Raw genomic sequence first — 25886 nt, forward strand, 5'->3', positions numbered from 1 at the left:
AGGAGGGGTCGGAGGTGGAAATCGCTCTAATCCGGCAACGTCTCGCCGGAGCCGCCGAGTTCGGCGGGAAGATCGCGAAACTTCGGCAACCCGTCCTTCACCGAAACCATCTTGCTTCCGTAATTGGCGTGCAGCGTCGGCTGATGCGTGAAATCCCGCAGCAGATTGGCATAGACGTCGATCAGCCGCATGCGCGGATGCTCGGTCATGAGATGCCCGCCGCAGATCTTGCAGAACTTGCGGTAGGAATTTTCGGTCTTGTGGAAGGTGCCGATATCGGCTTCGCCCCTGGTGATCCGCACGCTGCCCGAAGGCCACAGGCTGAAGGCGTTGATCGGCGCGGCGGACCAGGCCTGGCAGTCACTGCAGTGACAATAGCCTTCGAAGGTGGGCTTGCCCGTCACCTCGACCTCCACGGCACCGCAAAAGCAGCCAGCCTTGTGGACGGCGGCTTCCTGTTGGCCTTCCTCCCCGGGCGCCAGCAGGTCGCGGTATTCTGGATGCTTGCCGATGTACGACCGGATGAAGTCGCATTCGACGGAGAGAAGCCGCCCCTGCGCCCGCACCGCGTCGAGCGTGGCGCGCCCGAGCTTCGAGCCAATTCCCCGTCCGCCCAGCTCCGGCGGCACCTCGGTATGGACCAGCGTGATCGCGCCCGGTGATTTGCGCCAGGTGAGGAAGGCGATGTGGCCCTCGACATCGAGTTCGAAGCGCTGGCGTTCCTCGTTGTCGTGAAAATTCTCGGCCATGCGCACTCCCTGTTTCGGCACCGGGTGTTGACGATTTTCCCCTCTTATATCATTGCAGATGCCCTGTTGCATCAGAACTGCGCCGGGGATCGCCGCCCGGCCATTGATCTGCGTCAAGACGGAGCGGCTCCCCGGAGCACAAGAACTCCTGCGACGATTGATCCGACTTCCACGCAAGAACTTCCTCGCAAGAACTTCCACGCAAGACATGGGCTGAAGGATTCACGGGAATGTCGGACCAGATCACCTACCGCATGGCTCGTTCCGACGAGAGCGGCGAGCTGGCACGCTACATGTGCATCGCCGGTGGCGGCGTCTACGAATTCCTGTTCGACGACTTGATCCCGTTCGTGACCGCCGTCGATCTGTTGTCGGCCGGCATCGGCGGCGAACGCTATCCGGTTTCCTACCGCAATTGTTGCGTTGCCGCCCTCGGCAGCGAGATCGTCGCCGTCGCGAACGCCTTTCCCGCCGATATGCTGAAGGAAGACAATTACGTGCTGCTTGGCTCCGAGCGCCATAATCACGTCCGGCCGATGCTGGAGCTTCAGGACTGGGGCAGCATGTTCCTGAACAGCCTCGCCGTTGGCGATGCGCACCGTGGTTCCGGCATCGGTGCAAGACTGCTCGATTGGGCCGAAGCCCGGACGAGGGAAGCCGGTTACGACCGCTTGAGCCTGCACGTATGGGCGGACAATGTCTCCGCCGTGAATTTCTACAAGGCCCGGCGCTTCGTCCAGGTCAGCGTCGCCGAGATTCCGCCGCACCCGAGGCTGCCGCACAATGGCGGCAGTATCCTGATGAGCAAGGCGGTGCTGCCCGCGGCATGACCGCTTGACGCAAATAATATCGGGCAGAATCTCGACGACGGGCGGCGCGTGAACCGGCTTGCCGAGGATCCCGCCCCTTTGGGCGCGCGTCACCTCTTCTCCCCTCCCTCCACGCGCCCTTGCGCGTGGCGGGGAGGGGAGAAGTAAAGCGGCTCAAACCCCCGCCGCCTGCGACCATACCTCCGACAGCTTGCGCTTGAAGCGCGCCAGTCCCGTCGACGGCGCGGCATCTTCCTCCTCCTCTTCCGGCAGCCGCAGGCCGACGACATTGACCCGGCCGCCGCCGATGCTGCGCGCCACCAGAACGATGGGGTCGAGAACGAGCTCCGCGCCTTCCTTCGGCGCGTGATCGAGGTGGATGTCGAAATAATCCGCCAGCGTCAGTTTCCCCTGCTCCTCATCCACCGACACGCCATAGATTTCGGCAAGCTCGCCCAACGTGTGCTCCCCCGACACCATGAAGTCGCCGAGCAGATGCGGATCGGGCGCCGAGCTCGGCGCCATGTCGACGAAGAACCGGTCCAGCGCCTCGGCCTTTTCCGGCGGCGCCAGCAGATAGATGTAATCTCCGGGCGCGACCGGATCGGCCTCGGCGGGCGACAGGATTTTCTGGTCGCGGATCACCAGCGTCGGCTTCGACCAGGATGGAATGAGGCCGCGCCGGAAATACAGACTCTTCGGACGGACGGAATAGCCGACCAGCTGCTGCTCGAGCTGGCCGGGCAGATCGAGTTCGACGCGGCGCGGGCCGCGATCGGCACGTGGCAGCGCGACGTGGAGCTTTCGTGCCGCGGGTCCCAGCGTCCAGCCCTGCAGCAGCAGCGAGATGATGACGACGACGAAGGCGACATCGAAATAGAGATAGGCCTTGGACAGCCCGACCAGCATCGGGATCGAGGCCAGGAAGATCGCGACCGCGCCGCGCAGGCCGGTCCAGGCAATGAAGAGCTTTTCCCGCCAGTTGAAGCGGAACGGCGCCAGGCAGAGAAACACCGCGACCGGGCGGGCCACCAGCATCAGCACCACCGCCACGACCACGGCCGGAGCGATGCTGCTCACCAGCCGTTGCGGCGAGACCAGCAGGCCGAGCAGCACAAACATCACGATCTGCGCCAGCCAGGTTGCGGCATCGAGGAAGGTTACGACCGAGTTGTGGGCACGGGTCGGCCGGTTGCCGATGATGATGCCGGCGAGATAGACCGCGAGAAACCCCGACGCGTGCGAGACTTGCGCGGTGCCGAAGATCACCAGTGCGGCGGTGGCGACAAAGGGCGCGTGCAGGCCCTGCGGCAGCGCCACCCGGTTCAGCGCCAGCACCACGAGACGGCCGCCGACCACGCCGACGATGCCGCCGAGCACCGCCTCACGGGTAAATTGCAGCGCGATCTGCCAGGCCGAGCCTTCGCCGATCGTGATGAATTCGACCAGCACCAGCGTCAGAAACACCGCGATCGGATCGTTGGTGCCGGATTCGACCTCCAGCGTCGCGCCGACGCGGGGACGCAGGCGCAAGCCCTGCGCATGCACCAGCAGAAACACCGCGGCGGCATCGGTCGATGCCACCACGGCGCCCACCAGCAGCGCCTCGGTCCAGTTCAGGTCGAGCGCATATCTGGCGACCGGCGCTGTGATCAGCGCGGTCACCAGCACACCGACCGTCGCCAGCACCATCGACGGCGCCAGTACCGCCCGAATACTCTGAAACCGGGTCCTCAAGCCGCCATCGAACAGGATCAGGGCCAGCGCCACCGACCCCACCAGATAGGTGGTGCGGACGTCGTCGAACCGCAGCTGACCGGGGCCGGAGTCGCCGGCCAGCATGCCGATGAACAGGAATACCAGCAATAACGGGGCGCCGAAGCGCAGCGCGAGCAGGCTCGACAGAATGCCGGCCATGACAAGAACAGCGCCGAGAAGAATTGCTATGCTGACCGCGTCGAGAGAAGCCATGAACCTCCGGAAATCATTGCAAATACTTTCGAGAATAGTTTTGAGAATGATTTCGAGAATACTTGCACTTGCATCCTTATCGCCGCCACACTTCGACGCCAACCCATTTCTCGGCCCAACGGCAAAGTGCCCGATTTAACGGCCTAACTCACGGCAGCCCGGGTGTCGTATCGATGGCGCCAATGCCGCCATTGTGTGAATCTGCCGGCTATTCGAATCAAGTTTGCCCGATGGCCCCCCGATGACCTTGCCTGCGATGAGATCCTGACGATGGACCTGAATGACATCACCGAATTCCTGCTCGCCGCGGCGCGTTCGGTCGGCGCGGAGGTGACCTCGCCCTGGTTCTATCTGCAGCTGGGGCTGATCCTGGCCGCCGCCGGCATTGCCTTCGCCGCCGGTGCGGCGGTCCGTTCCAAGGTCGATGTCAGCTCGCTTGCGATGGGCTGGCCGGCGCCATTCCGGCTGTTCCTGCGCGTGCTGGTCGGCAGCGCGTCGACCGCCGTGTTCGCGGTGCTGATGACGCTGGCGCGCGTGATCATGCTGACCTCGACCTGGCCGAGCCGCTCCTATCTGCTGGCCGTCGCCGCCAATCTGGCCTTTGCGTGGCTGATCATTTCGCTCGTCACCTCGGTGATCCGCAACGCCTTCATCGTCCGGCTGGTGTCGCTGTCGGCGTGGCTGGTGGCGGCCCTGAGCATCCTCGGCCAGTTGCAGCCGGCCATCGAGGTGCTGGACTCCGTTTCGATCGTGCTCGGCGACCTCAGGCTGACACCGCTGTTGCTGATCAAGCTCGGCGCGCTGCTGATGCTGGCGCTGTGGCTGACCAGCATCGCCAGCAACTTCGTCGAAGGCCGCATCAACCGCTCCGCCGACCTGACGCCGTCGATCCAGGTGCTGCTGGTCAAGATGATCCGGATGGGGCTGATGGTGGTCGCGGTCGCGATCGCCCTCAGCGCGGTCGGCATCAACCTCTCGGCGCTGGCGGTGTTCTCCGGCGCGGTCGGCGTCGGTATCGGTATCGGCCTGCAGAAGATCGTCGCCAACTTCATCTCGGGCATCATCCTGCTGGCCGACAAATCGGTGAAGCCGGGCGATCTCGTCACCATCGGCGACAGCTCGGGACGGATCAGCGCGATGAAGACCCGCTATATCTCGGTCGCCGCCGGCGACGGCCGCGAATACCTGATCCCCAACGAGGATCTGGTGACCAAGATGGTCACCAACTGGACCTACACCGACAAGAATACGCTGGTGAAGATCGGTTTCGGCACCAATTACGACGCCGATCCGCGGCTGGTCTGCAAACTGGCGATCGAGATCGCCTCCGCCGCCCCGCGCGCCATCAAGAGCAAGCCGCCGAACTGCATCCTGACCGAATTCGCCGAAGCCGGGATGAAGTTCTCCCTGACCTTCTGGATCGCCGACCCCGACGGCATGGACAATGTGAAGAGCGAGGTGATGCTGTCGCTGTGGGACGCCTTCAAGCGCGAGGGTATCAAGGTGCCCTATCCGGTGCGCGAAATCCGCATCCGCGGCGGTGCGCTGCCGGTCGAGACCACGGTAGAGGTGCCGAACGGATGAATTTGCGGCCGGCAGCGCATTCCCGTATAGGACGGTAGTTCCGCCCGTATCGCACCAACCCTGGCTTGCTACTGCGCGCCCCGATCACTAAATTAGGCCTTCAAATCACCCCCCGCCAAGACGCGATCCGCCCATGAGCTATATCGAAGCAACAGATACCTCCTTGCGCAAAACCGGACAGATCAAGCTGCATGGGCAGAGCGGATTCGCAGGCATGCGCAAGGCCGGCGCGCTGGTGGCGAAATGCCTCGATGAGCTCACTGACATCGTCAAGGCGGGAGTGCCGACCTCCGAGATCGACGAATTCGTCCGCGCCTTCGCCTTCAGCCATGGCGCCTATCCCGCCACGCTGATGTACCGCGGCTACCGCTATTCGACCTGCACCTCGATCAACCATGTGGTCTGCCACGGCATGCCGGGCGACCGGCCGCTGAAGGAAGCCGACATCGTCAATGTCGACGTCACCTTCATCGTCGACGGCTGGTACGGCGATTCCAGCCGGATGTATGCGATCGGCGCGATCGCCCGCAAGGCCGAGCGGCTGATCGAAGTGACCTATGAAGCGATGATGCGCGGCATCGCCGCGGTGAAGCCGGGCGCCACCACCGGCGACATCGGCCATGCCATCCAGAGCTTTGTCGAGCCGCAGGGCATGAGCGTGGTGCGCGACTTCTGCGGCCATGGTTTGGGGCGCATGTTCCACGACGAGCCCAACATCATCCATGTCGGCCGGCCCGGCGAGGGCGTGACGCTGAAGCCCGGCATGTTCTTCACCATCGAGCCGATGATCAATCTCGGCAAGCCGCATGTGAAGATCCTGTCCGACGGCTGGACCGCCGTGACGCGCGACCGTTCGCTGTCGGCGCAGTTCGAGCATTCGGTCGGCGTCACCTCAACCGGCGTCGAGATCTTCACGCTGTCGCAGCGCCATGGCGAGAAGCCGCCGGTCGCGTCCTGACCTGATCCACACTGAGACTCGTCATGCCCGGGACAAGCCCGGCCATGACGAAAAGCAAGCGATCCCCTGATCTCCGATCGTCAGTGCTGGCGCTCCCGAGCCATCTGGTTGCAGATTTCGGCTGCTCGATCGATCGAACCGCGAAACAATTTAAACGAGCATTTTGTCACACCACCCTTGCAACGAGCCGCTATCCTGGTCAGGATGACTGGCCTTGACGAGGAGGTAGCGATGCGCCCGAACCTGCTTCTTGGTGCTGTCTTGCTGGCCGCGACCGGAGCCATTCCAGCGCCCGCCCTGGCTCAAGGCCCTCCCGAAATCGTCAACCCCTCCGTGCTGCAGCCGCGTGCGCCGGCCGGGCGATTGCAGACGATGATGAACGTGGCGCCCAGAGCCGCTGCGCCCGCACCCGAGCTGCGCGACATCGTCTACGACCTGATCGTCAAATACACGGAATCGCAGCTGTGGAATCCGACCACGAACCGCCAGGACAAGGTCAAGCTGCGCAGCTATCAGGGCAGAGGGGTCAATCCGGGCGCGCCCTTCGTCGGGCCCCAGATCGAGGTCTATCCGGGGCAGACTGTACGCATGACCCAGCACAACGAACTGCCGGCCGATTCGACCTGCCCGGTCCGCGGCGGCAGCGCCAACGTTCCGCATTGCTTCAACGGCACCAACCTGCACACCCACGGGCTCTGGATCAATCCGAGCGGCAACAGCGACAACGTGCTGATATCGGTCAATCCGGGCATCCAGTTCCAGTATGAGTACAACATCCCGCCGGATCATCCTGCGGGAACCTTCTGGTATCACTCGCACCGGCACGGCTCGACCGCGCTGCAGGTATCGAGCGGCATGGCGGGCGCGCTGGTCGTGCGCGGCACGCGTCCGCCGACGCCGTCGGCGAATGGCGACATCGACACCTTGCTGAAGCCGATCAGCGGCCAGCCCTTTACGGAACGCGTGCTGGTGTTCCAGCAAATTCAATATGCCTGCCGCAACGCGGATGGCAGCATCAAGCGCAACCCGGACAACACCTACAAGTGCGATCCGGGCGATGTCGGCGGCGTCGAGGACTATGACCAGTTCGGCCCGGGCACCTGGCCCAATTCGGGCCGTTTCACCAGTATCAATGGCGCGGTGCTCGGACGCCTGCAGGGAGCCGAGGCCGGCAAGGTCGAGCGCTGGCGCATGGTCCACGGCGGCGTGCGCGACAGCATTGCGCTGCAGTTCCGCAAGCGCGCGCCGGGCGCAGCCGAGCCCGCCGGCCTGCGCACCGCCGCAGCGCAAGCCTTTGTCGATACGAATTGCACGGGAGCGCCGGTGCCATATCATCTGGTTGCCGCCGACGGCCTGACCATGGCGGCGGCCACGCGGACACAGGTCGCGGTGCTCCAGCCCGGCTATCGCTGGGATGCGCTGGTCGTGTTTCCGGAGCCTGGCGACTACTGCGTCCTCGACAATGCCTCGACGTCCGGCGGCAACATCAACCAGAACCTGCGGCCGACGCAGCTGCTCGGCACCGTTCGCGTCGGTGGCTCCGCGGTAACCGGCGATCTCACGGATTATCTCAAGACCCAGCTTCTGGCCGCCGCCGCGGCGAACATGCCGCAGGACGTCCGCACCAGGGTGACGGCGGAAATTTCCGACGGCCTGAAGCTTACGAGCTTCATCCCGCACCCCGACATCAATGAGTTCACGGGAACGCAGACCCTCACCTTCAACATCGACGTCTCGCAGATCAACGAGGTGTTCTTCGAGATCGACGGCCAGCCCTACGACGGCAACCGGATCGATCGCACCCTGAAGCTGGGCGGCGTCGATGAGTGGACGCTGAGATCGAATCTCGCCAGTCACCCCTTCCACATCCACGTCAACCCGTTCCAGGTCGTCAAGATCATTGCCCCTGACGGCACGACCGATGTCAGCGCCCCCGGCGCGGTGGATAATTTCGCCAGGGACAGCAGCGGCAACCCGGTGATCGATCCGCAATATCCCGGACTGAAGGGCGTGTGGAAGGACACCCTGCTCGTGAAGAATTTTGCGGCGGGGCCAAGGGGCCAATACACCGTCGTCATCCGCACGCGGTACGAGCGTTACATCGGCGACTTCGTGCTCCACTGCCACATTCTCGATCACGAAGACCAGGGCATGATGCAAAACATCCGGATTGCCATTCCCGACGGACGCGGCGGCGTCGCCGCCTCCCATCACTGATCCAGACAGGACGCATCCGATGGCAGGCCCGTCCACATTCCCCCGGACCCAGCGGATCGGCATCTTGGTCTACGATCGATTCGAGCCGATCGACGTCTGGGGCTTCCTCGAGGCCTTTTCGATCGCACGCTTTCTCGGCACCGGCTACGCGTCGCCGCCGCCCTATCCGTTCGAAATCGCGTTGATCGGCAGGACCATGGCAAATGTCAAAAGCATCAACGGCCCCTCGGTGGCGCCGGACTGGGATTTCGACCGGGCGCGGCGGGAGCCGCTCGATCTGCTGATGGTGCCCGGCGGCGGCGGCACCTGGCCGCTGCTCGACGACAGGGCGGATCCGACCGGGGTCGCGGCCCTGCTCGAATGGATGCGCGCGATGGACGGCAAGGTGCGCATCATGGCGTCGGTCTGCACCGGTGCTGCGGTTCTCGCGAAATGCGGATTTCTCGACGGGCTTCCAGCCACCACCAATCATGGCGCGTTCGGCTGGGTGGCGAGCCACGGGCCGCAGGCGCTGTGGGACAACGTATCGCGCTGGGTCGATGCGGGAAAATACGTGACTTCTGCGGGCGTCTCGGCCGGGACCGATCTCGGCTTCCATCTCGTCTCGAGAATGGCCGGCCGGGCGGTTGCGGAAAACGCGGTGAGCGCCGCCGAATATGACTGGCATCGGAATCCCCAGACGCCGATCTTCTATCCGCAACAGGCGGCGGTGTAAGTGCAACCGCACAAGAGGCCGGGCCTGTTCGTGTCAGGTCCCCGGTTGCTCGCCGAGGAAGCCATCCACCGCGTCGAAGACCTGCCAGCGGTTTTTCTCCAGGAAGACCGAATGGGTGCCTTCGCCGATCTCCACCCAGCGCCGGTAAGGCGCGGATGTCAGCCTCTCAAACACGGCACGCGACATCTCGAGCGGGCAGTCGCGATCCCATTCCGCGTGGACGATCAGCACCGGAACGGTAAGGCGGTTCGGATCATACAGCGGCTTGCCGGCGGCCCAGTATTCGCGCGCGTCCTGGATCGTTCCGTTGGGCGCCATCAACTGCGCCGGACCCGGACCCGATTGACCGCTCGCAAACGTGGCATCGGCCCAGGCTTCGAACCACGCCTCCGGCAGCACTTCGGCTTTCTTGCCTTCGGGAACGCCATTGAGCCAGCGCGTTTTGGTGGCCGCCCGCTCGACGATCCGATAGGCGCCGATGGCGCCGCCGGGGTCGGCGAGGCTCGGCGTTTCCCGGGTCCATTGCGGCGCCAGCAGTACGAGCTTGTTGACGGCGGCGTTGTGGTCGGCGGTGTAGCTCGCCATCTGGGTGGTGCCCCACGACCAGCCGATCAAATTGAGCTTGCCCACGCCGCGCCGCGACCGGATGAAGGCGACCGTGGTCGCGATGTCGCGGACCGCTACCTCGGTGCGGACGATCGGCGCGTTGTCCGCCGCCGGCATCGCCATCTCCGGCGGCCGCGTCGAGTTGCCGTAGCCCCTGATGTCGACGAGGTAGACGTCATACCCGCCGCCGGCGAGATGATCCATCCACGACACCCCCGCCAGCGCAAGATCGAACGATGTCGACGCGGGATAGGTCGATCCGGCAACGAACAGGACGGTCTTTTCGGAAGTGAAAGTCGCGAGATCAGCCCGGCGCTTGTTGCGGACGAACAACTCGATCCCGAGCGTATCGCTGGCGATCATGATTTCTTCGGCGACGATAGATGTCGCGGCGGATTTATCCATCTGGACTTCCCTGGTTCGCGCCGAGGCGAAGCGCCGGCCGAATGGACCGCAGCTTCTTCGGCAGGCTGCGGCAACATGCCTCTGATTGAGATTGAATCGCAACGGGAATAGCCCGCACAGCCCGGGGTAGACTATCAGGACATCGTCCCTCCATCACAGAGGCTCCGATGCGCAAGGGACAACAATCAAGGGAGGTGGCATGTTCGAAATTTCGCGTCGCGATCTGGTTCTCGGAAGCGCCGGGGCAGCACTGGTTTTCGGACTCAAGGGACCGGTATCGTTTATCGGCGCGGCGCAGGCACAGCGCGCCGCCGACAGCCTCAAATACAAGGTCGGCGATATCGAGGTCTTCAGCCTGCATGACGGGACCATCGAGCGCGTTCTCAATGACGGCTTCGTCAAGAACGCCTCGCTCGACGAAGTCAAGAAGGCCCTGACCGCCGGCGGGATCGGACCGGACAAGTTCGACAACCCGTTCACGATGACCGCGATCAGGACCGGCGGCAAGGTCGTGCTGTTCGACACCGGCTTCGGCGGCAACGGCCCGCCCACCGTGGGCAAACTCGCCGGCAACATGAAGGCGGCCGGCCTCGATCCCGCCACCGTCTCCACGGTCGTGATCTCGCATTTCCATCCCGATCACATCTCGGGCCTGTGGGTGAAGGAGACCAACGCCCAGGTGTTCCCGAACGCGGAAATCCTGATGCCGGAGGTCGAATACAGGTTCTGGACCGACCCGGCGCTGGTGGAGAAACTTCCGGAGGCGGCGCGCGGCAATGTGCGGCGTATTCAGTCGACCTTCCCGACCTGGAAGAACATCAAACAATACGCCGATGGCGCCGAGGTCGCTCCCGGCGTGCGCGCCATTGCGACTCCGGGCCATACCGTCGGGCACATGTCGTTCCTGGTGGCATCGGGCGGGCAGCAGCTGTTCATCCAGGGCGATGTCACCGGCATCCACCAGCTGTTTGTGAAAAACCCCGGCTGGTTCTCGATGTTCGATGCCGACGGTCCGAAGGCGGAGGCCACCCGCCGCGCCTTCTTCGATCGCGTGATCGCCGAAAAGGGCATGATCGCCGGCTATCATTTCGGCTTCCCCAATGTCGGCACGCTGTCGAAAGACGGCAACGGCTATGCGTTCGCCGCCGTCAAGGCGTGACGCTGCCCGGCCGATTTGAAAGCATCAAAGGCGCCGTGCCCGCACGGCGCCTTTTTGCTGGTCAGAATCGGCGGCTGCCCGGCACTTCAGAGTTGCAAAACCCGGCCCACACGGCATGCTTGGTCCGATGCCAGGCAAGACCAGCAAGACCCAGGACATGGACAAGGACCAGCCCGCCGAGACGCCGCATTACCATGGCCATCGGGAGCGGCTGCGCGAGCGTTTTTACAGCGCCGGACCGGATGCGTTGAGCGACTACGAACTGCTGGAGATGGCGCTGTTTCCGGCATTGCCGCGGCGCGATACCAAGCCGCTGGCCAAGGCGCTCTTGAAGAAATTCGGTTCGTTCGCAGAAGTGGTGCATGCTCCGGAAGCACGGCTGCGCGAAGTGGACGGGGTCAAGGATGCGTCGGTCACCCAGCTCAAGCTGCTCGCCGCCGCCGCCCAACGTATTGCAAAAGGCGAGATCAAGCGCAGCATCGCGCTGTCGTCCTGGAACGACGTGATCGGCTATTGCCGCACCGGCATGGCGTTCGCCGACAAGGAGCAGTTTCGCATCCTGTTCCTCGACAAGCGCAACCAGTTGATCGCTGACGAAGTACAGCAGACCGGCACGGTCGACCACACCCCGGTCTATCCGCGCGAAGTGATCAAACGCGCGCTGGAACTGTCGGCCACCGCGCTGATCCTGGTTCACAACCACCCCTCCGGCGACCCGACGCCGTCGAGTGCGGATATCCAGATGACAAAGGCGATCGTCGACATCGCCAGCCCGCTCGGCATTTCCGTGCACGATCACATCATCGTCGGCAAGAACGGGCACGCGAGCCTGAAGGGGATGCGGTTGATTTGAGAGGTGACATCGAGACAGCGAAGCGGCTTGCTCACGGACCGTTTGCGGCGATCATCGTGATCTCTGGGTCCCACCCGTCCGGTAGACTCGGTGGGCCTACGGACTCCAAATCGAGCCGGACGAACGACTAGATGATCGATTGGTACGTCTCAGTGTCCCGTGCCCAGTGGATGACGGCATCGAAATCCTTAGCGAGAAGGTGCGTAAGGTCGAGCGAGGACCGGCGGTTGACACCCACTGGGCTATCAACCTGAACAATGGCAATCTTGTCACCGCCCACCCGTCGCACGATGTCCGGCGGAAATTCATGTGCGTAATCGCGGCGACAATTCCAGACGGTTGTGCGCACCACCTTGCCCACGGGCGTCGCGAAGCGAAATATCCACGGCACTTCTTCCTGTTCGACGCCAGCCGCCGAATAGAGTGCTGGCGGTGGCGGGCGATCTAGCATCGCCGCTTTCTGCGCTTTGATCTGGCGGCGTTGTGCAGCCGTTAGCCTTGCGAGGGCAACGCCGTCCTCATCGAACTGGCGAATCTGGTCAGAGTAAAAGGTTTCCGCGGTGCCGGCATCATACACATCAGAGTCCGGAAAGGCGAACAGCAAGACTCGCCCCGTGAAACTGCGCAGATGTCGAAGCACCATATCCCAGGCGACGTCTTCGTGGGCGATAGGAACAACATGAAGGGGCGCGCCCGGCGTCTCCATTCTCAAACGCTCGATCACGGCGATGCCAATCGCGCTGAAGCGCTCGCCGTCACCGATTGAGAAGCCAACATGGAACGTTCGCTCACCGACCGCGGCCCTAAATGCGCGAAGTGAGATTTGCGCCGAGTCGGGTATGCGGTCATCGCCGGTGAGAGCACGGATACGCGCACCGTTGATCGCCGCGACTGGGTGAAGCATATGAAGATCAATGGGGCCGTGATAGCTCTCGGACTGCGGCCAAGCCGACCGATCCTTCGATCGTTTTCTTCGCTTTGCGTCTCCCATGGAGCATCTCCTATCTCCTGCGCGCCCAAATCTTCTGCGCATTCGTTTGTTGATGGCAGGTCAACCAAAGGCGGCGATCACTGTTTCTATTGGAAGAAACAACGTACGGCTGTCCGCTGGATACTCGATGAACTCTGCGCAAGCCATATAGAAGTCCTTTGCCGCATCGTCCTTGGCATGCACAAGTACGGCGCCGATGCCGATACTCTGGGAGGCGACCGCGATGCGACGAAGCGCATCCGACAGCAAATCGGCTCCCAGCCCGCGGCCGGCGTAATCGCGGCTAACCGCCAGACGGCCAATTACCGAAATCGGAATCGTATCAGGCGCATTGCGCCGCACCTTGCCCGGAGCAGACGCTCGCTCAACGGCCCCGGCGGAAATGCAGAAATAGGCGACGCCCCGATTGCCATCACAAACGACATAGGTACGAGAGAACCGGCTCTCATTTTTGAGAGCGCGCTGCCTTAGCCAATCATTCAAAGCTGGCTCGCCGCAGTCGAAATCAGAAAGATCATGTTCCGCCGTCAACGGAACGGGCGCCAAAAGCTTCGTTTGCCGGCCCTGCGAGGTGCGGGTTATTTTTCCCATGCCGGGGCTCGACGCAACAGGGAACGCAGCTTTGGCCCCGGCGCCGGGGGATTATCGAGCGCATGGACAAAAGCGTCATATCGCTCGGGACCAAGCATGAACAGGCGCTGATCGAGAAGTACATCGATCGCGACCTTCCGGGCACTGTCGATCATGAACTCGGTACGCGTCTTGCCCAGCACGGCCGCCGCGTCGTCGATGAGCTGGCGCGTATGGGCCTCAATGCGCAAATTGATGCTGCCCTTTGTCTCCGCAGCCGAAGGACGCTCCGCAACCGCGACGGTTCCGGCGCCCGGCCTGCTTAATGATGCGGCGCGATCTTTTGCCATACGCTATATATTGGTGACTGTATCCACATTGTCAATACAACTTAGATCCAAGCGTAATGTCGCCTTTCGGTCTGATAGCCGTTGACGCTCCAATGACCGTTGTCTGCGCGGAATGTTGTGAAGACCGCCGCCGCTTCACAGCAATGTTACGGCTTCAGGCTGCCCTTGATTTTCTCAAGGCCCCGACAGGGGATCGACGAACAGACACTCGTAGTTGGGCCTCACGTTCTCCCGCTCGGCGTCGTCGAAGAATCCTCAGCGAATCCGAGCTGGGAAGACATGTCGCCGTCTGTCGTCCATTTTGCCAAGGCATCGCCGAACGGGAGGAGCGAGTACGACAATTCGCTCTCTGTTCTTCACAATAGACGATTGGAGGCGCGCAACCGTTTCGGAATGGGCAAGAACCATGAACGTGAAGGGGATGAGGTTGATCTGACCAATAAACAACTTGAGATTGTTTTTTGTCGGAGCTATGCTTTCCGCTATTGCGCCTTGAGTGCGACGCCCGCCATGGCGACCGCTCGCGACAAGATCGAGGTTGTGGTCCGGACGCGAGACGGGCTCCTCGACGGCGGACTGCGAACGCTGGCAGCCACGTCGATGATGGCCGCCTCCGGCCGATCGCCGTCATTCAAGGTCGGTGCGCGATAACGGATCAGCGGCATTGTAGCGCCGGCCACGGCGTTCAGGGTGGGATACATGGCTGATCAATTTCCCGCGGTAGGCCACAAATACCTGGTCGCTTTCACGGCCGACGACGGCAGCGGCGGCTTCAGGGTACAGCTCGACTTTCATTCCGAGAGCTCGATGACCTATACCGGGGTGAGGCCTGACGGTTCGCTGAGTGGCAACTCCGAGACCGTTAACATCACCGTCGAGCCGATCAGGGACCTGCTCTTCCTGGTGACATGGAAGGAGCAGGGCGGCATGACCGTCGTTCATCTGGAGGACTACAGGGACAATACCATCATCACCTGCATCACCGCCCCCGGGCCCGATCCGACATTCTCCAGGTTTCACGGCACGATGACGCAAACTTCCTGACGCTGTTTCCGAGTTGCGTTCGGCGTCTCAGATGGCCCGCTCCGCCACGCGCTCGAGTTTCTTGCTCACGATCCAGGAGACGCCGAGGAACAGGACCAGCATCACCAGGCCGAGGCCGGACGAGGCGTCGTTCATCATCTTCTCCGAAACCTGGCCGAAGGCATAGCCGGCCGAGACCGTTACGCAGGACCACAGGCCCGCCGCGACGAAATTGAGCGCGAGGAAGGTGGACCAGGGCAGCTGCGACATCCCATAGGCAAAGCCGGCGACACCGCGAATGCCGTGCGGATAGCGATGCAGCAGGATCATCCAGATGTAGTGGCGGTCGGCCAGCCGGGCCGCGGTCTGCACCGCGCGCGTAATCCTGGAGGAGGACGATCCAAGCCAGCGGGTGCCGTAACGCCGCCCGATCCAGAACCGGATGACGTCGCCGGTAAAGCTGCCGATCCAGCACACCGCGATGACGGTGCCGAAACTCAGCGCGCCCGAATGCGAGGCGTAGCCCGCGAACAGCGTCAGCAGCAGGCTGTGCGACGACGCGTACGCGAACATCAGGCTGTAGACCGTGTTGCCGTGCTGGCGGATGAGTTCGAAGAACGAAGTGAGGTCGGAGGGAAACAGCAAGCGGGCTCCAGTTCGAAGGCTTGTCACCGCAGTTTCGGGTGACGGGGCACTTGGGATTAGCATGCGGCCGGATGTTTCCTGCGAGACATGCGGTCGCAGCGCCAGCCGCCCCGACGGCGAGATCGCCATCACACCGAAGTTGATCCGCCAGAACAGGTTACGGGAAAATTGACAGATTTGTTTGCATGACATACAAACACCTTGATACCAGCACTGGCGCAACGACGAGGACGGATGAAGCGCGCTTCCACGCGAGATCGTGCTCCCAAGCACACCGTACGCGCCACGCGCACCGCGGGCCGGCAAATGCGCTCGCGTCTTCTCGATACCGCGAGCCGTCTGTTCAAGGAGCAAGGGCTGGCGGCCGTATCGATTGCCGCGATCGCCGCCGCGGCCGACGCCTTTCCGAGCCAGATCACCTACTACTTTCGCACCAAGGAAGCGCTGTTCGTCGAAGCGGCCTGCCGCGACGTGCTCTATGTGGCGCGCGCCGCCGAGCAGCATGCGGGCAAGCAACTCTCCCCGTCGGATTATACCCGAGCGCTGGTCGACAGCGTGATGGGCGCGGATGCGGTCGGCTTCTTCGTCGAGGCGATGACGCTGACCCGGCGCCGCCAGGATCTGGCGCCGCTGGTGGAGCGGACGGTCGAGCGGCTGCACGCGGAAGGCTTGCGCGCCTATGCGGCCGAGATGGCGGCGCGTGGCTGGCAGTCGCGGCTCGATCCCGAAATTAGCGCGCGGCGCTTCTGGACCATCGCGATCGGCGTCACCCTGGAAGGTCAGGCGATGGGCCGCTCGCCAGACGATCTGGCCGCCGTGATGCTGCGCCTGCTCGGCCCGCAGGCCAATGCGCCTGCCGATGCCACGCGGCTCAGGCTCGTCACAGCAGGAAATTCCGCTCCCCGCGAATCGGGCAAGGAGAAACAGCCATGACCGCGCTTCGCATGCGTGCCCGTGACATCATGAGCGAGCAGGAGCTGATCGAGGTCCGAACGCGCTCCACCTGGAAGAGCGTGGCCCTGATCGCGCATGCGTGGACGCTGATCCTGGGTTCGATCGCGATGGTCGCGGCATGGCCCAATCCGCTTACCTTTATCCTAGCGGTGGCGATCATCGGCTCGCGCCAGCTCGGGCTGGCGATCCTGATGCATGACGGCGCCCACGGTTGCCTGGCCAGGAACGAGAAACTGAACCTTTTGCTCAGCCAGTGGCTCTGCGCCTGGCCGGTTTTTGCCGAGACCAAGGCCTATCGCCGCTATCACCTGCAGCACCACGCCCGAACCCAGCAGGATGACGATCCCGACCTGATCCTGTCGGCGCCGTTTCCGATCACGAGGCCGAGCTATCGCCGGAAATTCTGGCGCGATATCTCAGGCCAGACCGGCTATGCGCAACGCAAGGCGCAGTTTTTCAATGCGCTCGGCGACGCATCATGGCCGCTGGCGCAGCGCGCCGTACATTTTTGGCAGAAACTCGGTCCGCAGATCCTGTTCAATCTGGTTCTGCTGGCCGGCCTCGCGGCGGCCGGAATCTGGTGGGCCTATCCGCTGCTGTGGCTCTTTCCGCTGATGAGCTGGATGATGGTGATCACCCGCATCCGCAACATCGCGGAACATGCCGTGGTGCCCGACAGCAACGATCCGCTGCGCAACACCCGCACCACGCATGCGGGCTTCTTCGAGCGGCTGTTCATCGCGCCCTACTACGTCAACTATCATCTCGAACACCATCTGCTGTTCTACGTGCCCTGCTACAACCTGCCGCGCGTGCACGAAATTCTCTCGCGCGGCCCGCATGCGGCGCGGATGGAAGTGCAACCGAACTATGCCGCCGTGCTGCGGCTGGCGACCGCCAAACCCGCCAACGAAGACCGACCCGGCATGCTCGCGAGCAACGTCCGGCGCGCCCGCACCGGCGCCAATGTCGATCGCAACCAGGTCTCGTCCGGGTTTTAGGGCCGCGCGCGTTCCGTCAGGTTTGATTGCCGAATCTTTCAGTCACGGCCGCCGCGACGAATTTTCTGCGTCCGGCGCTGCCCGGGCGCACGCCATGGGCGGCGCACCAGTCCGGGAACGTGGCGGGGTCGATCGGAACACGCAGCACGACGTGTCCATAGGCCTTGAGCCCCTGCTCCATTTCCTCGGCAATCCTCAGCCACTCTTTCCAGCTCGGCGGCAGCTTGTCGCCGTCGTCGAAGATTCCTACGAGCGCCGGATAGTCTTCCTCCTTGATCCAGTACGCGCCAACGGCGGGCAGCGGCTTGTCCTCGAAACTGGTCATACGCGTTCTCCTGCAGATTCGGCTCGTCACTAGCACGAACGAGGCCGCCATGACCGCTGCAATTAATCGCGCCTGTTATGCCGACCTCGCTGCAATCCCTGCTTCCGCCGCGCGGCGCCTGAGAAAATCCTGCTCCCGCCGGTTGCCTGCAAGTTCCGCCGCTGCAGCGAATGCGGCGCGGGCTTCCTCGAAGCGGCCGAGCTTGTGCAGGAGGTCGCCGCGCACGCTGCCCAGCAGGTGGTAGTTTTTCAGCGCCGGCTCGTGCGCAAGGCGATCCACCAGCGCCAGTCCCGCCGCAGGGCCCTCGGCCATGCCGACGGCGACCGCGCGGTTGAGTTCGACGATCGGCGAACGTACCAGCGAAGCCAGCTCTGCATATAATGCCGCGATGCGCGGCCAGTCGGTCGCATCCGCCGTATCAGCCTGCGTATGGCAGGCGATGATCGCGGCCTGCAGCGCGTAAAAGCCGCCGGCGCCGCCGAGTTCGCGCGCGCGCCCGAGCGCCTGCAGGCCGCGCCGGATCTGGAGCTGGTCCCACAATGCCCGGTTCTGTTCCAGCAGAAGAATCGGTTCGCCGGCGGCGTCGGTACGCGCCGCCATGCGCGAGGCGTTCAGCTCCATCAGCGCCAGCATGCCGTGCGCCTCCGGCTCCTGCGACGCGATCGAAGTGAGCACGCGGGCCATGCGCAGCGCCTCGTTGCAGAGCTGCGGGCGCAGCCAGTCGTCGCCGCGCGCGGCGGTATAACCCTCGTTGAAAATGAGATAGACAACCTCGAACACCGAAGCGAGCCGCTCCGAGAGTTCTTCGCCGCGCGGGGTCTCATACGCCAGCCCGGATTCCGACAGCGTGCGCTTGGCGCGCACGATGCGCTGGGCGATGGTCGCTTCCGGCGTGAGGAACGCCCGCGCGATCTCCGGGGTGGTCAGGCCGCAGATCATCCGCAGCGCCAGCGCCGCGCGGGCCTCGCGCGACAGACGCGGATGGCAGGCGGTGAAGATCAGCCGCAGCAGTTCGTCGCCGATGTCGTCGTCGAGCGCGGCATCGAAATCGGGCATCGCCTGCTGTTCCTGCGCGAAATCGAGAGCAACCATGCCGTGCTTGCGCGCCACCATCCGGCCGCGGCGCAGGTGATCCAGCGCCCGACGCTTGGCGGTTGCCATCAGCCAGGCGCCGGGCTTTTCCGGCACCCCTGTCGCGGGCCAATGCTCCAACGCCGCCAGCAGGGCTTCCTGCGTCAGGTCCTCCGCCAGCGGCACGTCGCGCAGCATCCGCGCCAGGCTGGTGATCAGCCGCGGCTGCTCGTTCCGCCAGACCGCGAGGATGGTGCGATGGGCGCGATCGTTGCCGGCGGCCGTCATGGCCGCGGGACGACGAATTCGCGGGGGTGCCACTTCTGCACCTCTCCCGCTTGCGGGGGAGGTCGCGCGCACAGCGCGCGGGTGGGGGAATGCATCCGCACCGCTGTTGTTGAAGCACCCCCACCCCAGCCCTCCCCCGCAAGCGGGAGAGGGGGCGCAACGGCGCAAGCTGCTACACCTTCACTCACCAGGACTTTCCGACCCGGATGCAAGCATCAGGCGTGAGCGAGCGCGTCGACCTGGCCCGCCTGACACCCGGTGTCTTCCGGCCCGGCCATCGCGCGGACCTCGCAGGTGCCTTCCCAGCCCGGCATGTGCTGCCGGTGCAGTTGCATGAACTCGACCGCCGAGGCCAGCGCCTCCTCCTTGTTGCGGAATTCCATGATGGCGTAGCCGCCGATCACTTCCTTGGCCTCGACGAAGGGACCGTCGATCACGCTGAGCTCGCCGTCCCTGATGCGCACCTGCACGCCGTCGGCGAGCGGCATCAGCCCGCCCATGTCGATCATACGGCCGGACTTGATCTCGCGATCGGCAAGCTTGCCCATCGCCTCCATCAGTTCCGGCGTCGGCATTCCGGTGTGGGCGGAGGTGATAATAGACATGTAGCGCATGCAAAAACTCCTCTGAGGCGAGAAGCGGGCCTCAAGCCCGGCAAAACTGTCTCGCTATTGGGATAAGACGAACCAGCCGGCGGCGGATCGACATGGAATGCACAAAATAAATCAGCAAAAAGGCGGCCGGCCGATCACCTGGACCGACGCCCGGACCGTCAAGGACCACCTCGCGGAGATTACTGCCGCAGCATGATCAGGGGATCGGCGCTGTCGGGCACCCGGCGCCACTGCGCGTTGTCATCGGCCTCGAACTGCCAGATGTCGCCCTTTGCCGACATCAGGATCATCTGGCCGCGCTCGAGCCGCCACTGGGTCGGCGCGAACGCCGCGATGGCAGGATCGCATTTCGGCTTGAGAAACACCTGGAAATTGTCCTGGTCGGCCTCGGTGTTGGTCAGCGTCAGGCCGCAGATCACCACACCCTTGCCGCGCACCATCGACCAGTCGCCGATCATCTGATCCATCGATTTGGCCAGCGAGCGCGCGGCGGCGAGGTTCTGCAGGATGTAGATGCCCTCACCCTGTCTCAGGCCCTCGAAAATACCGCTCTCGACTTCGGTGAAGTCGATCACCGGTTGGCCCGCGGCATCCTGCAGCCGCACGATATCCAGTCCCTTGATGGTCCAGGCGGCGATGTCCCGGGTGAAGGGCAGCGATGCCCCGCAACCCGGCTCCAGTTCGAGCTTGAGGCCCTGCGGCGAGGCATCACCTTTCAGCGTCACGACGCAGGTCTTGCCACGCTCGGTGGTCGACAGTTCCCACTGGCCGATCATGTCCTTCTTCAGGGTCGAGGCATCCTGCGATCGCGCCGGCCCAACGGCGGCGACCAATGCCAACAGCGCCGGCAGCACGATGCCAGAGCAGCGTCCCATCGTCAGCGGCCTTTCACCGGCGTTTCCGCGACCGGCGTCAACGGCGGCTTGCCGGCGAACCAGGCTTTCAGATTATCGACCACCAGTTGATCCATCGCGTTGCGCGTTACCACCGACGCCGAACCGATATGTGGCAACAGCACGACATTCTGCATGGCGCGCAATTCCTCCGGCACCGCCGGCTCCTTGGCGAACACGTCGAGCCCCGCGGCCAGAATGGTGCCCGACTTCAGCGCCGCGATCAAAGCCTGCTCGTCGACCACCGAGCCGCGCGCGACGTTGATGACGACGCCGCGCGGCCCCAGCGCCTTCAACACCTCGGCGTTGATCATATTGGCGGTCGCGGCTCCCCCGGGGACGATCACGATCAGCGTATCGACCGCTTTCGCCATTTCGATCAGGTCGGGATAGTTCTTGTACGACACGTCGGCCGCGGGCTTGCGCGAATGATACATCACGGGAACGCGCGAGGCGTCGAGCCGGCGGCCGATCGCCTGGCCGATCCGGCCCATGCCGACGATGCCGACCTTGCGGTCGCGCAGCGAACCGACGCTCAGGGGATAGTTCTGCGTGGTCCAGAGCCCGGAGCGCAGATAGCGGTCGGCCTTGACGAATTCGCGCAAGGTGGCGATCAGCAACCCCATCGCGACGTCGGCGACCTCCTCCGTCAGCACGTCGGGCGTGTTGGTGACGACGATATTGTGTTCGCGCGCATAGGTGGAATCGACATGATCGTAGCCGACGCCGAAACTCGACACGATCTCGAGCTTCGGAAACAGCGCCAGCGCGGACTTGTCGGCGTGCACGGTATGATAGGTCACGGCGATGCCGCGGATTTTTTCCGCCACCGCCGCCAGTCGCTCGAGGTCGTGCTTGGTTTCGGCCGCATGCAGGACGAACTGGTCGGAAAAACCGTTCTGGAGGATGGGCCTGCCCGGCCCATAGATCAGCAGATCGATTTTCTCCGAAGAAATACTACCGGTAGCCATCAGTTGTCCTTTCCAAGCGCACTCTCGTGCCAGCGCCGCAGCACCAGATGCGAGGTTAGCGCCAGAGCTGCATAAATGACAATCCCCGCGGCGGAGAGCAGCAGCAATGCCGCGAACATCCGGGGAATGTTGAGACGGTAGCCGGATTCGGCGATTCGGTAGGCGAGGCCGGACCCGGCGCCGGCGGAGCCGGCCGCGATCTCGGCGACCACGGCACCGATCAGCGACAGGCCGCCCGCGATCCGCACTCCGCCGAGAATGTACGGCAATGCGGCCGGCAATTTGAGGTAACGCAGCGTCTGCATCCTCGATGCGCCGTACAATTGAAACAACCCGGCCAGATTGCGATCCACCGAATTCAGCCCGAGCGTGGTGTTGGACAGCACCGGAAAGAACGCGACGATCCAGGCGCAGGCCACCACGGCGACTTGCTGCGGCAGATAGATCAAGAGCAGCGGCGCGATCGCGATGACAGGCGTGACCTGCAGGATCACGGCATAGGGAAATAGCGAATATTCCAGCCATTTCGACTGGTTGAACAACAACGCCAGCGCGATACCGCCGAAGGCAGCGGCCAGAAAACCTTCCAGCGTGGTCAATAGCGTGGTCAGCAGCGATCGCGACAGCACCGGCCAGTCGCTGACCAGGGTCTGGAACACGACAGACGGCGCCGGCAGCACATAGGGCTTGATATCGTTGAGCCGCACCACGAGCTCCCAGGCCGCAATGCCGGCCGCCAGCACCATGACGGGAAGCAGAATGCGCAGGAGCAAAAGCGGGCGGCTGCCCACATTGGCCTGCCCCGCGGCGACCGGCGGTGATGGCAGGGCATTCATCAAGCGGACTGCCCCTGATAGGATGGCGCCAGCGCGCCGGAAACCTGGCGGCAATAGCCGGCATAAGCGGCGGAAGTGCGAAACTCCTCGGCCCGCGGCTCCGGCGCGTCGATGTGAAACTCGGCGCCGATCCGGCCGGGGCGCGCGCTCATCACGATCACCCGCTGCGACAGATACACCGACTCGAATACCGAATGCGTGACGAAGATGATGGTCTTGCGCAGGCTGCGCCACAGCGCCAGCAGGTCGTTGTTGAGTCTGAAACGGGTGATCTCGTCGAGCGCCGCGAACGGCTCATCCATCAAGAGAATATCGGGATCGGTCACCAGCGCGCGCGCCAGCGACACCCGCATCTTCATGCCGCCGGACAATTCGCGCGGATAGGCGTCGGCGAAATCGGCAAGCCCCACTTGCGTCAGCGCCGCGCTGACGCGCACCGCCGCTTGCGCTGCCGGAGCATCGGACAATTTGAGCGGCAGCCGCACATTCTCGCGCACGCTGGCCCACGGCATCAGCGTCGGCTCCTGAAAAACGAAACCGATCGAATGCCCCGCACCTTGCGCGCCTGCAGGCCGCGACACGCCGACGCTGCCTGCGGTCGGCGCGCTGAGGCCGGCGATCAGCCGCAAGGCCGTCGACTTGCCGCAGCCGGAGGGCCCGAGCAGCGACACGAACTCGCCCTTGCGCACGTCGAGGTCGAGCGGCCCGAGCGCCGCCACGCCGTTGTCATAGACCTTGGTGACGCCGCGCAGGCTTACCGCGAGGCCCGCGCCGGGCGCGCCTGCGTCGGACAAGGCTGCGGGCTCGGCCATCGCGTACGGGCTCACTGGTTCACTGGCTCTTGGGCCTGAGATCTAGGCCGACGCCCTTGTTGATGAAGCGGAGCGTATAGGCCTTGCGGAAATCGATGTCGCGCTTCACCACGCCGGCCCGCGCCATCTTGTCGAAGAAGCTGCCGACCCGCGCATCGCTCATCGCCCCGATGCCGTCCTTCAGCGTATCGCCGGAATCGACAATGCCGTATTCCTTCATCTTGGCAACGGAATAGGCGATCAACTCGTCAGTCATCTCCGGATTGAGCTTCTTGATCATGGCATTGCCGGGGGCGTTGTCGCCGTACAAATAGGTGTACCAGCCGATGATCGAGGCATCGACGAAGCGCTGCACCAGATCCGGCTTCTTGTCGACGAGGTCGCGGCGCGTCTCGATCAGCGTCGAATAGGCGCCGTAACCGTAATCCGCCAGCAGGATAACGCCGGGCTTGAATTTGGCAGCCATTTCGACCGCGTAGGGTTCGGAGGTAACGTAGCCCTGCATCGCGCTCAGCCTGTTGGCGATGAACGGCTGCGAATTGAAAGTGTAGGGCCTGACCTTGCTTTCGCTGAAACCATGTTCGGACTTCAGCCATTGAAAATAGCTCGTGATCCCCTCCTTGGAGACGAACAGCGTCAGAGGCTTGAGGTCTTCGAGTTTTGCCACCTTCGAATCGGCATGGGTGAGGAAGACCTGGGGGTCCTTCTGGAAGATGGCGGCGACCGCGACGACAGGCACATTGTTGGCGACCGCATCGAACGACATCAGCGTGTTCGCGGCCATGAAGAAGTCGAGCTTGCCGGAGATCAGCAGCATGCGGTTGTTGTCGTTGGGGCCGCCGGGCACGATGGTGACGTCGAGCCCGTATCGTTTGTAGGTGCCGTCGGCCGCGGCCTGGAAGAATCCGCCGTGCTCGGCCTCCGCCACCCAGTTGGTGCCGAACGAGACCTTGTCCAGCGTCTCGGCCGTTGCCGGCGCGATCGCCGCCGTGAGGGCCAGCAGGATTGCGGTTAACGCTCGCGGCAAAAAGGCCGGCTTCATGGTTGGACTCCGTCGATCGTTCTGGCCCATGATGGGAGGCAATGGACCTCGGCAAACTACCCTGCAAATCGATCTAAAGAAACGTCTCCCTCGATGACTTCTCCGCTTCCGCCGCGCGACTGGACCGAGATCGACTGGCCCTTGATTTCCAGCGCCGATGCGGCGCGGTGGATCGCGGTGCTGCCGCTGGCGGCGACCGAGCAGCATGGCCCGCATTTGCCGGTCGGGACCGACGTCATGATCGGTGAGGCCTATCTGGCCCGGGTGCGTGAACTGCTGCCACCAGGCATTCCCGCGACCTTCCTGCCGGTGCAACCGGTCGGGATTTCAACCGAACATATCCACTATCCCGGCACGTTGACGCTGCCGACCGAAGTGGCGCTGAAGGCCTGGATGGGGCTCGGCGAGAGCGTGGCGCGCACAGGCATCCGGAAACTGGTGATGGTCACCAGCCATGGCGGCAACAGTGCCGCGATGAGCCTTGTCGCGCAGGATCTGCGTGCGCATCACGGACTTCTCGCGGTGACGACGAGTTGGTCGCGCTTCGGCACGCCCGAGGGACTGTTCCCGGCGGAGGAGCTGCGCCACGGCATCCATGGCGGCGCGGTCGAGACCTCGATCATGCTGGCGCGCTATCCGCAGCATGTGCGCAAGGACGCGGTCGCCGATTTCCGGCCCCGCAGCATCGCGATGGAAAAGCAATACCGCTGGCTTTCGGCGCACCGGCCGGTGCCGTTCGCGTGGCAGGCCCAGGACCTGCATTCCAGCGGTGCTGCCGGCGATGCCACCCTGGGCTCGGCGGAAAAGGGCGAACGCCTGCTCGATCACGGCGCGCGCGCCTTCTGCGAGCTGCTCGCCGACGTCGACGAGTTCGATCCGGCGACGCTTTCCAACACCCCTCAGAGCAATAGCCCATCTAACTAATTGTAATAACTTGTGAATATTCATTACGCCGAATTAATGGGGGCTGACTCGAACCGGATTCGAGGACCCTCCGTCCAACTGGGCATGCGGACCACAACGGTACCGCGCTCAACCGGATGGAGTTTTTCATGTCGATCAAGACCAAAATTGCTGCCCTCGCTCTCGCCACCCTTGCCATTACCGGCGGCATCGCTTCTTCCACCACGGAGGCTCAGGCCGGCCCGAAATGGGTTGGACCCGCCATCTTCGGCGCCGCCGTCATCGGCACCGCGATCGCGGCTTCGAGCCCCGGCTATTACTACGACGACTATCGCCGCTGCGGTTTCGTTCGCCAGTTCGACGCCTACGGCAACTACATGGGCCGCATCCGCACCTGCAATTACTGATCGACTGAATTGGAGCGGCGCTTTCAGCCGCTCTGACCGTGGATACTGCGTCCGGCACGGGCGCCTCATCCACCCCGTGCCGCACCCGACCCGTCCGGTTGTCCCCCCGGGCGGGTCAACTTTTTTGAAGGCCGGGTCGGCTTCGCCGTGTTGCCCCCTTGTCA

The 25886-nt window shown here is 63.7% G+C and carries 28 protein-coding genes and 1 pseudogene; 13 read left to right on the top strand and 16 right to left on the bottom strand.

What is annotated here, in order from left to right; translation table 11 throughout:
- Window positions 1-26: 26 nt before the first annotated feature.
- Both Q7U29_RS25040 and Q7U29_RS27740 read right to left on the bottom strand, forming a co-directional pair.
- Complete coding sequence (locus Q7U29_RS25040; RefSeq protein WP_304745952.1) at window positions 27-482, bottom strand: GFA family protein; 456 nt, start codon at window positions 480-482, stop codon at window positions 27-29.
- A 12-nt stretch (window positions 483-494) separates the two neighbouring features.
- Window positions 495-959: pseudogene (locus Q7U29_RS27740) on the bottom strand (GNAT family N-acetyltransferase); the annotation flags it as partial.
- Between the two features lie 20 nt (window positions 960-979).
- Here Q7U29_RS27740 and Q7U29_RS25050 point away from each other — a divergent pair.
- A complete protein-coding gene (locus Q7U29_RS25050; protein ID WP_304745863.1) occupies window positions 980-1579 on the top strand; it encodes an N-acetyltransferase in 600 nt (199 codons plus the stop codon).
- A gap of 153 nt (window positions 1580-1732) precedes the next feature.
- Here Q7U29_RS25050 and Q7U29_RS25055 read toward each other — a convergent pair whose 3' ends face one another.
- On the bottom strand, window positions 1733-3529 hold the full coding sequence (locus Q7U29_RS25055) for a potassium/proton antiporter (protein WP_304745865.1): 1797 nt from the start codon (window positions 3527-3529) through the stop codon (window positions 1733-1735).
- Between the two features lie 264 nt (window positions 3530-3793).
- On the opposite strand from Q7U29_RS25055, the gene Q7U29_RS25060 reads away from it, so the two are divergent.
- The 4 genes from Q7U29_RS25060 to Q7U29_RS25075 all read left to right on the top strand — a co-directional run bounded on the left by Q7U29_RS25060 (window position 3794) and on the right by Q7U29_RS25075 (window position 9003).
- Entirely contained in the window at window positions 3794-5113 is a 1320-nt protein-coding gene (locus Q7U29_RS25060) for a mechanosensitive ion channel family protein (protein WP_370691825.1), read from the top strand.
- 133 nt (window positions 5114-5246) lie between these two features.
- Window positions 5247-6071, top strand: a complete 825-nt coding sequence (map, locus tag Q7U29_RS25065; RefSeq protein ID WP_304745869.1) for a type I methionyl aminopeptidase — start codon at window positions 5247-5249, stop codon at window positions 6069-6071.
- A gap of 372 nt (window positions 6072-6443) precedes the next feature.
- Window positions 6444-8288, top strand: a complete 1845-nt coding sequence (locus Q7U29_RS25070; protein WP_304745953.1) for a multicopper oxidase family protein — start codon at window positions 6444-6446, stop codon at window positions 8286-8288.
- 64 nt (window positions 8289-8352) lie between these two features.
- Entirely contained in the window at window positions 8353-9003 is a 651-nt protein-coding gene (locus Q7U29_RS25075) for a DJ-1/PfpI family protein (protein ID WP_304745871.1), read from the top strand.
- Window positions 9004-9036: 33 nt separating this feature from the next.
- Here the strand turns inward: Q7U29_RS25075 and Q7U29_RS25080 are convergent, their stop codons facing one another.
- Complete coding sequence (locus tag Q7U29_RS25080; RefSeq protein WP_304745873.1) at window positions 9037-10014, bottom strand: alpha/beta hydrolase; 978 nt, start codon at window positions 10012-10014, stop codon at window positions 9037-9039.
- 199 nt (window positions 10015-10213) lie between these two features.
- Between Q7U29_RS25080 and Q7U29_RS25085 the strand changes: the two genes are divergently transcribed.
- Together Q7U29_RS25085 and radC are read left to right on the top strand one after the other, a co-directional pair.
- On the top strand, window positions 10214-11173 hold the full coding sequence (locus Q7U29_RS25085) for an MBL fold metallo-hydrolase (protein WP_304745875.1): 960 nt from the start codon (window positions 10214-10216) through the stop codon (window positions 11171-11173).
- 127 nt (window positions 11174-11300) lie between these two features.
- On the top strand, window positions 11301-12026 hold the full coding sequence (radC, locus tag Q7U29_RS25090; RefSeq protein WP_304745877.1) for a DNA repair protein RadC: 726 nt from the start codon (window positions 11301-11303) through the stop codon (window positions 12024-12026).
- A gap of 127 nt (window positions 12027-12153) precedes the next feature.
- On the opposite strand, the gene Q7U29_RS25095 is transcribed toward radC, so the two are convergent.
- From Q7U29_RS25095 to Q7U29_RS25105, 3 genes are read right to left on the bottom strand one after another with little or no spacing between them, the layout of a single operon-like run.
- Window positions 12154-13017 (bottom strand): hypothetical protein, encoded by an 864-nt coding sequence (locus tag Q7U29_RS25095; RefSeq protein WP_304745879.1) that lies wholly within the window; start codon window positions 13015-13017, stop codon window positions 12154-12156.
- A gap of 60 nt (window positions 13018-13077) precedes the next feature.
- A complete protein-coding gene (locus Q7U29_RS25100) occupies window positions 13078-13608 on the bottom strand; it encodes a GNAT family N-acetyltransferase (RefSeq protein ID WP_304745882.1) in 531 nt (176 codons plus the stop codon).
- On the bottom strand, window positions 13596-13937 hold the full coding sequence (locus Q7U29_RS25105) for a DUF1778 domain-containing protein (RefSeq protein WP_304745884.1): 342 nt from the start codon (window positions 13935-13937) through the stop codon (window positions 13596-13598). The genes Q7U29_RS25100 and Q7U29_RS25105 overlap by 13 nt, the downstream gene beginning before the upstream one ends.
- A 117-nt stretch (window positions 13938-14054) precedes the next feature.
- Between Q7U29_RS25105 and Q7U29_RS25110 the strand changes: the two genes are divergently transcribed.
- Window positions 14055-14588, top strand: coding sequence for a hypothetical protein (locus Q7U29_RS25110; RefSeq protein WP_304745886.1), 534 nt, complete (start codon window positions 14055-14057; stop codon window positions 14586-14588).
- Window positions 14589-14636: 48 nt separating this feature from the next.
- Window positions 14637-14981 carry a hypothetical protein gene (locus Q7U29_RS25115; RefSeq protein WP_304745888.1) on the top strand — a complete coding sequence of 115 codons (345 nt, stop codon included), beginning with the start codon at window positions 14637-14639 and terminating at the stop codon, window positions 14979-14981.
- A gap of 27 nt (window positions 14982-15008) precedes the next feature.
- On the opposite strand, the gene Q7U29_RS25120 is transcribed toward Q7U29_RS25115, so the two are convergent.
- Window positions 15009-15605, bottom strand: coding sequence for a DedA family protein (locus Q7U29_RS25120; protein ID WP_304745890.1), 597 nt, complete (start codon window positions 15603-15605; stop codon window positions 15009-15011).
- A 306-nt stretch (window positions 15606-15911) separates the two neighbouring features.
- On the opposite strand from Q7U29_RS25120, the gene Q7U29_RS25125 reads away from it, so the two are divergent.
- Complete coding sequence (locus Q7U29_RS25125; protein ID WP_304745892.1) at window positions 15912-16538, top strand: TetR/AcrR family transcriptional regulator C-terminal domain-containing protein; 627 nt, start codon at window positions 15912-15914, stop codon at window positions 16536-16538.
- Window positions 16535-17560, top strand: coding sequence for a fatty acid desaturase family protein (locus Q7U29_RS25130; RefSeq protein ID WP_304745894.1), 1026 nt, complete (start codon window positions 16535-16537; stop codon window positions 17558-17560). The genes Q7U29_RS25125 and Q7U29_RS25130 overlap by 4 nt, the downstream gene beginning before the upstream one ends.
- 16 nt (window positions 17561-17576) lie before the next feature.
- Here Q7U29_RS25130 and Q7U29_RS25135 read toward each other — a convergent pair whose 3' ends face one another.
- From Q7U29_RS25135 to Q7U29_RS25170, 8 genes are all read right to left on the bottom strand, one after another.
- Window positions 17577-17885: a hypothetical protein gene (locus Q7U29_RS25135; protein WP_304745896.1), complete on the bottom strand. Its 309-nt coding sequence runs from the start codon at window positions 17883-17885 to the stop codon at window positions 17577-17579.
- Window positions 17886-17960: 75 nt separating this feature from the next.
- Entirely contained in the window at window positions 17961-19244 is a 1284-nt protein-coding gene (locus Q7U29_RS25140) for an RNA polymerase sigma factor (RefSeq protein WP_304745955.1), read from the bottom strand.
- Between the two features lie 215 nt (window positions 19245-19459).
- Window positions 19460-19858, bottom strand: coding sequence for a YciI family protein (locus Q7U29_RS25145; RefSeq protein WP_304745898.1), 399 nt, complete (start codon window positions 19856-19858; stop codon window positions 19460-19462).
- A 179-nt stretch (window positions 19859-20037) separates the two neighbouring features.
- Entirely contained in the window at window positions 20038-20733 is a 696-nt protein-coding gene (locus Q7U29_RS25150) for an AprI/Inh family metalloprotease inhibitor (RefSeq protein WP_304745900.1), read from the bottom strand.
- A 2-nt stretch (window positions 20734-20735) separates the two neighbouring features.
- Entirely contained in the window at window positions 20736-21722 is a 987-nt protein-coding gene (locus tag Q7U29_RS25155) for a 2-hydroxyacid dehydrogenase (protein WP_304745902.1), read from the bottom strand.
- Window positions 21722-22468, bottom strand: a complete 747-nt coding sequence (locus tag Q7U29_RS25160) for an ABC transporter permease (RefSeq protein ID WP_304745957.1) — start codon at window positions 22466-22468, stop codon at window positions 21722-21724. The genes Q7U29_RS25155 and Q7U29_RS25160 overlap by 1 nt, the downstream gene beginning before the upstream one ends.
- Before the next feature lie 89 nt (window positions 22469-22557).
- Entirely contained in the window at window positions 22558-23370 is an 813-nt protein-coding gene (locus Q7U29_RS25165; protein WP_304745904.1) for an ABC transporter ATP-binding protein, read from the bottom strand.
- A gap of 19 nt (window positions 23371-23389) precedes the next feature.
- A complete protein-coding gene (locus Q7U29_RS25170; protein ID WP_304745906.1) occupies window positions 23390-24412 on the bottom strand; it encodes an ABC transporter substrate-binding protein in 1023 nt (340 codons plus the stop codon).
- A 93-nt stretch (window positions 24413-24505) separates the two neighbouring features.
- On the opposite strand from Q7U29_RS25170, the gene Q7U29_RS25175 reads away from it, so the two are divergent.
- Both Q7U29_RS25175 and Q7U29_RS25180 read left to right on the top strand, forming a co-directional pair.
- Window positions 24506-25336 carry a creatininase family protein gene (locus Q7U29_RS25175; protein ID WP_304745908.1) on the top strand — a complete coding sequence of 277 codons (831 nt, stop codon included), beginning with the start codon at window positions 24506-24508 and terminating at the stop codon, window positions 25334-25336.
- Window positions 25337-25464: 128 nt separating this feature from the next.
- The gene (locus Q7U29_RS25180) at window positions 25465-25722 is read left to right on the top strand and encodes a hypothetical protein (RefSeq protein WP_304745910.1); all 258 of its coding nucleotides are present in this window, start codon (window positions 25465-25467) and stop codon (window positions 25720-25722) included.
- Window positions 25723-25886: the final 164 nt, after the last annotated feature.

Origin of the sequence: Bradyrhizobium sp. (genome assembly GCF_030654605.1) — a bacterium.
Taxonomy (GTDB): domain Bacteria; phylum Pseudomonadota; class Alphaproteobacteria; order Rhizobiales; family Xanthobacteraceae; genus Bradyrhizobium.

Bases quoted from the DNA above. Each gene is read 5' to 3' on its own strand.
- Q7U29_RS25050 (WP_304745863.1), top strand. From the start codon at position 980: ATGTCGGACCAGATCACCTACCGCATGGCTCGTTCCGACGAGAGCGGC.
- Q7U29_RS25055 (WP_304745865.1), bottom strand. From the start codon at position 3,529: ATGGCTTCTCTCGACGCGGTCAGCATAGCAATTCTTCTCGGCGCTGTT.
- map (WP_304745869.1), top strand. From the start codon at position 5,247: ATGAGCTATATCGAAGCAACAGATACCTCCTTGCGCAAAACCGGACAG.
- Q7U29_RS25070 (WP_304745953.1), top strand. From the start codon at position 6,444: ATGATGAACGTGGCGCCCAGAGCCGCTGCGCCCGCACCCGAGCTGCGC.
- Q7U29_RS25080 (WP_304745873.1), bottom strand. From the start codon at position 10,014: ATGGATAAATCCGCCGCGACATCTATCGTCGCCGAAGAAATCATGATC.
- Q7U29_RS25085 (WP_304745875.1), top strand. From the start codon at position 10,214: ATGTTCGAAATTTCGCGTCGCGATCTGGTTCTCGGAAGCGCCGGGGCA.
- radC (WP_304745877.1), top strand. From the start codon at position 11,301: ATGCCAGGCAAGACCAGCAAGACCCAGGACATGGACAAGGACCAGCCC.
- Q7U29_RS25095 (WP_304745879.1), bottom strand. From the start codon at position 13,017: ATGGGAGACGCAAAGCGAAGAAAACGATCGAAGGATCGGTCGGCTTGG.
- Q7U29_RS25100 (WP_304745882.1), bottom strand. From the start codon at position 13,608: ATGGGAAAAATAACCCGCACCTCGCAGGGCCGGCAAACGAAGCTTTTG.
- Q7U29_RS25105 (WP_304745884.1), bottom strand. From the start codon at position 13,937: ATGGCAAAAGATCGCGCCGCATCATTAAGCAGGCCGGGCGCCGGAACC.
- Q7U29_RS25115 (WP_304745888.1), top strand. From the start codon at position 14,637: ATGGCTGATCAATTTCCCGCGGTAGGCCACAAATACCTGGTCGCTTTC.
- Q7U29_RS25125 (WP_304745892.1), top strand. From the start codon at position 15,912: ATGCGCTCGCGTCTTCTCGATACCGCGAGCCGTCTGTTCAAGGAGCAA.
- Q7U29_RS25130 (WP_304745894.1), top strand. From the start codon at position 16,535: ATGACCGCGCTTCGCATGCGTGCCCGTGACATCATGAGCGAGCAGGAG.
- Q7U29_RS25135 (WP_304745896.1), bottom strand. From the start codon at position 17,885: ATGACCAGTTTCGAGGACAAGCCGCTGCCCGCCGTTGGCGCGTACTGG.
- Q7U29_RS25140 (WP_304745955.1), bottom strand. From the start codon at position 19,244: ATGACGGCCGCCGGCAACGATCGCGCCCATCGCACCATCCTCGCGGTC.
- Q7U29_RS25145 (WP_304745898.1), bottom strand. From the start codon at position 19,858: ATGCGCTACATGTCTATTATCACCTCCGCCCACACCGGAATGCCGACG.
- Q7U29_RS25150 (WP_304745900.1), bottom strand. From the start codon at position 20,733: ATGGGACGCTGCTCTGGCATCGTGCTGCCGGCGCTGTTGGCATTGGTC.
- Q7U29_RS25155 (WP_304745902.1), bottom strand. From the start codon at position 21,722: ATGGCTACCGGTAGTATTTCTTCGGAGAAAATCGATCTGCTGATCTAT.
- Q7U29_RS25160 (WP_304745957.1), bottom strand. From the start codon at position 22,468: ATGGTGCTGGCGGCCGGCATTGCGGCCTGGGAGCTCGTGGTGCGGCTC.
- Q7U29_RS25165 (WP_304745904.1), bottom strand. From the start codon at position 23,370: ATGGCCGAGCCCGCAGCCTTGTCCGACGCAGGCGCGCCCGGCGCGGGC.
- Q7U29_RS25170 (WP_304745906.1), bottom strand. From the start codon at position 24,412: ATGAAGCCGGCCTTTTTGCCGCGAGCGTTAACCGCAATCCTGCTGGCC.
- Q7U29_RS25175 (WP_304745908.1), top strand. From the start codon at position 24,506: ATGACTTCTCCGCTTCCGCCGCGCGACTGGACCGAGATCGACTGGCCC.
- Q7U29_RS25180 (WP_304745910.1), top strand. From the start codon at position 25,465: ATGTCGATCAAGACCAAAATTGCTGCCCTCGCTCTCGCCACCCTTGCC.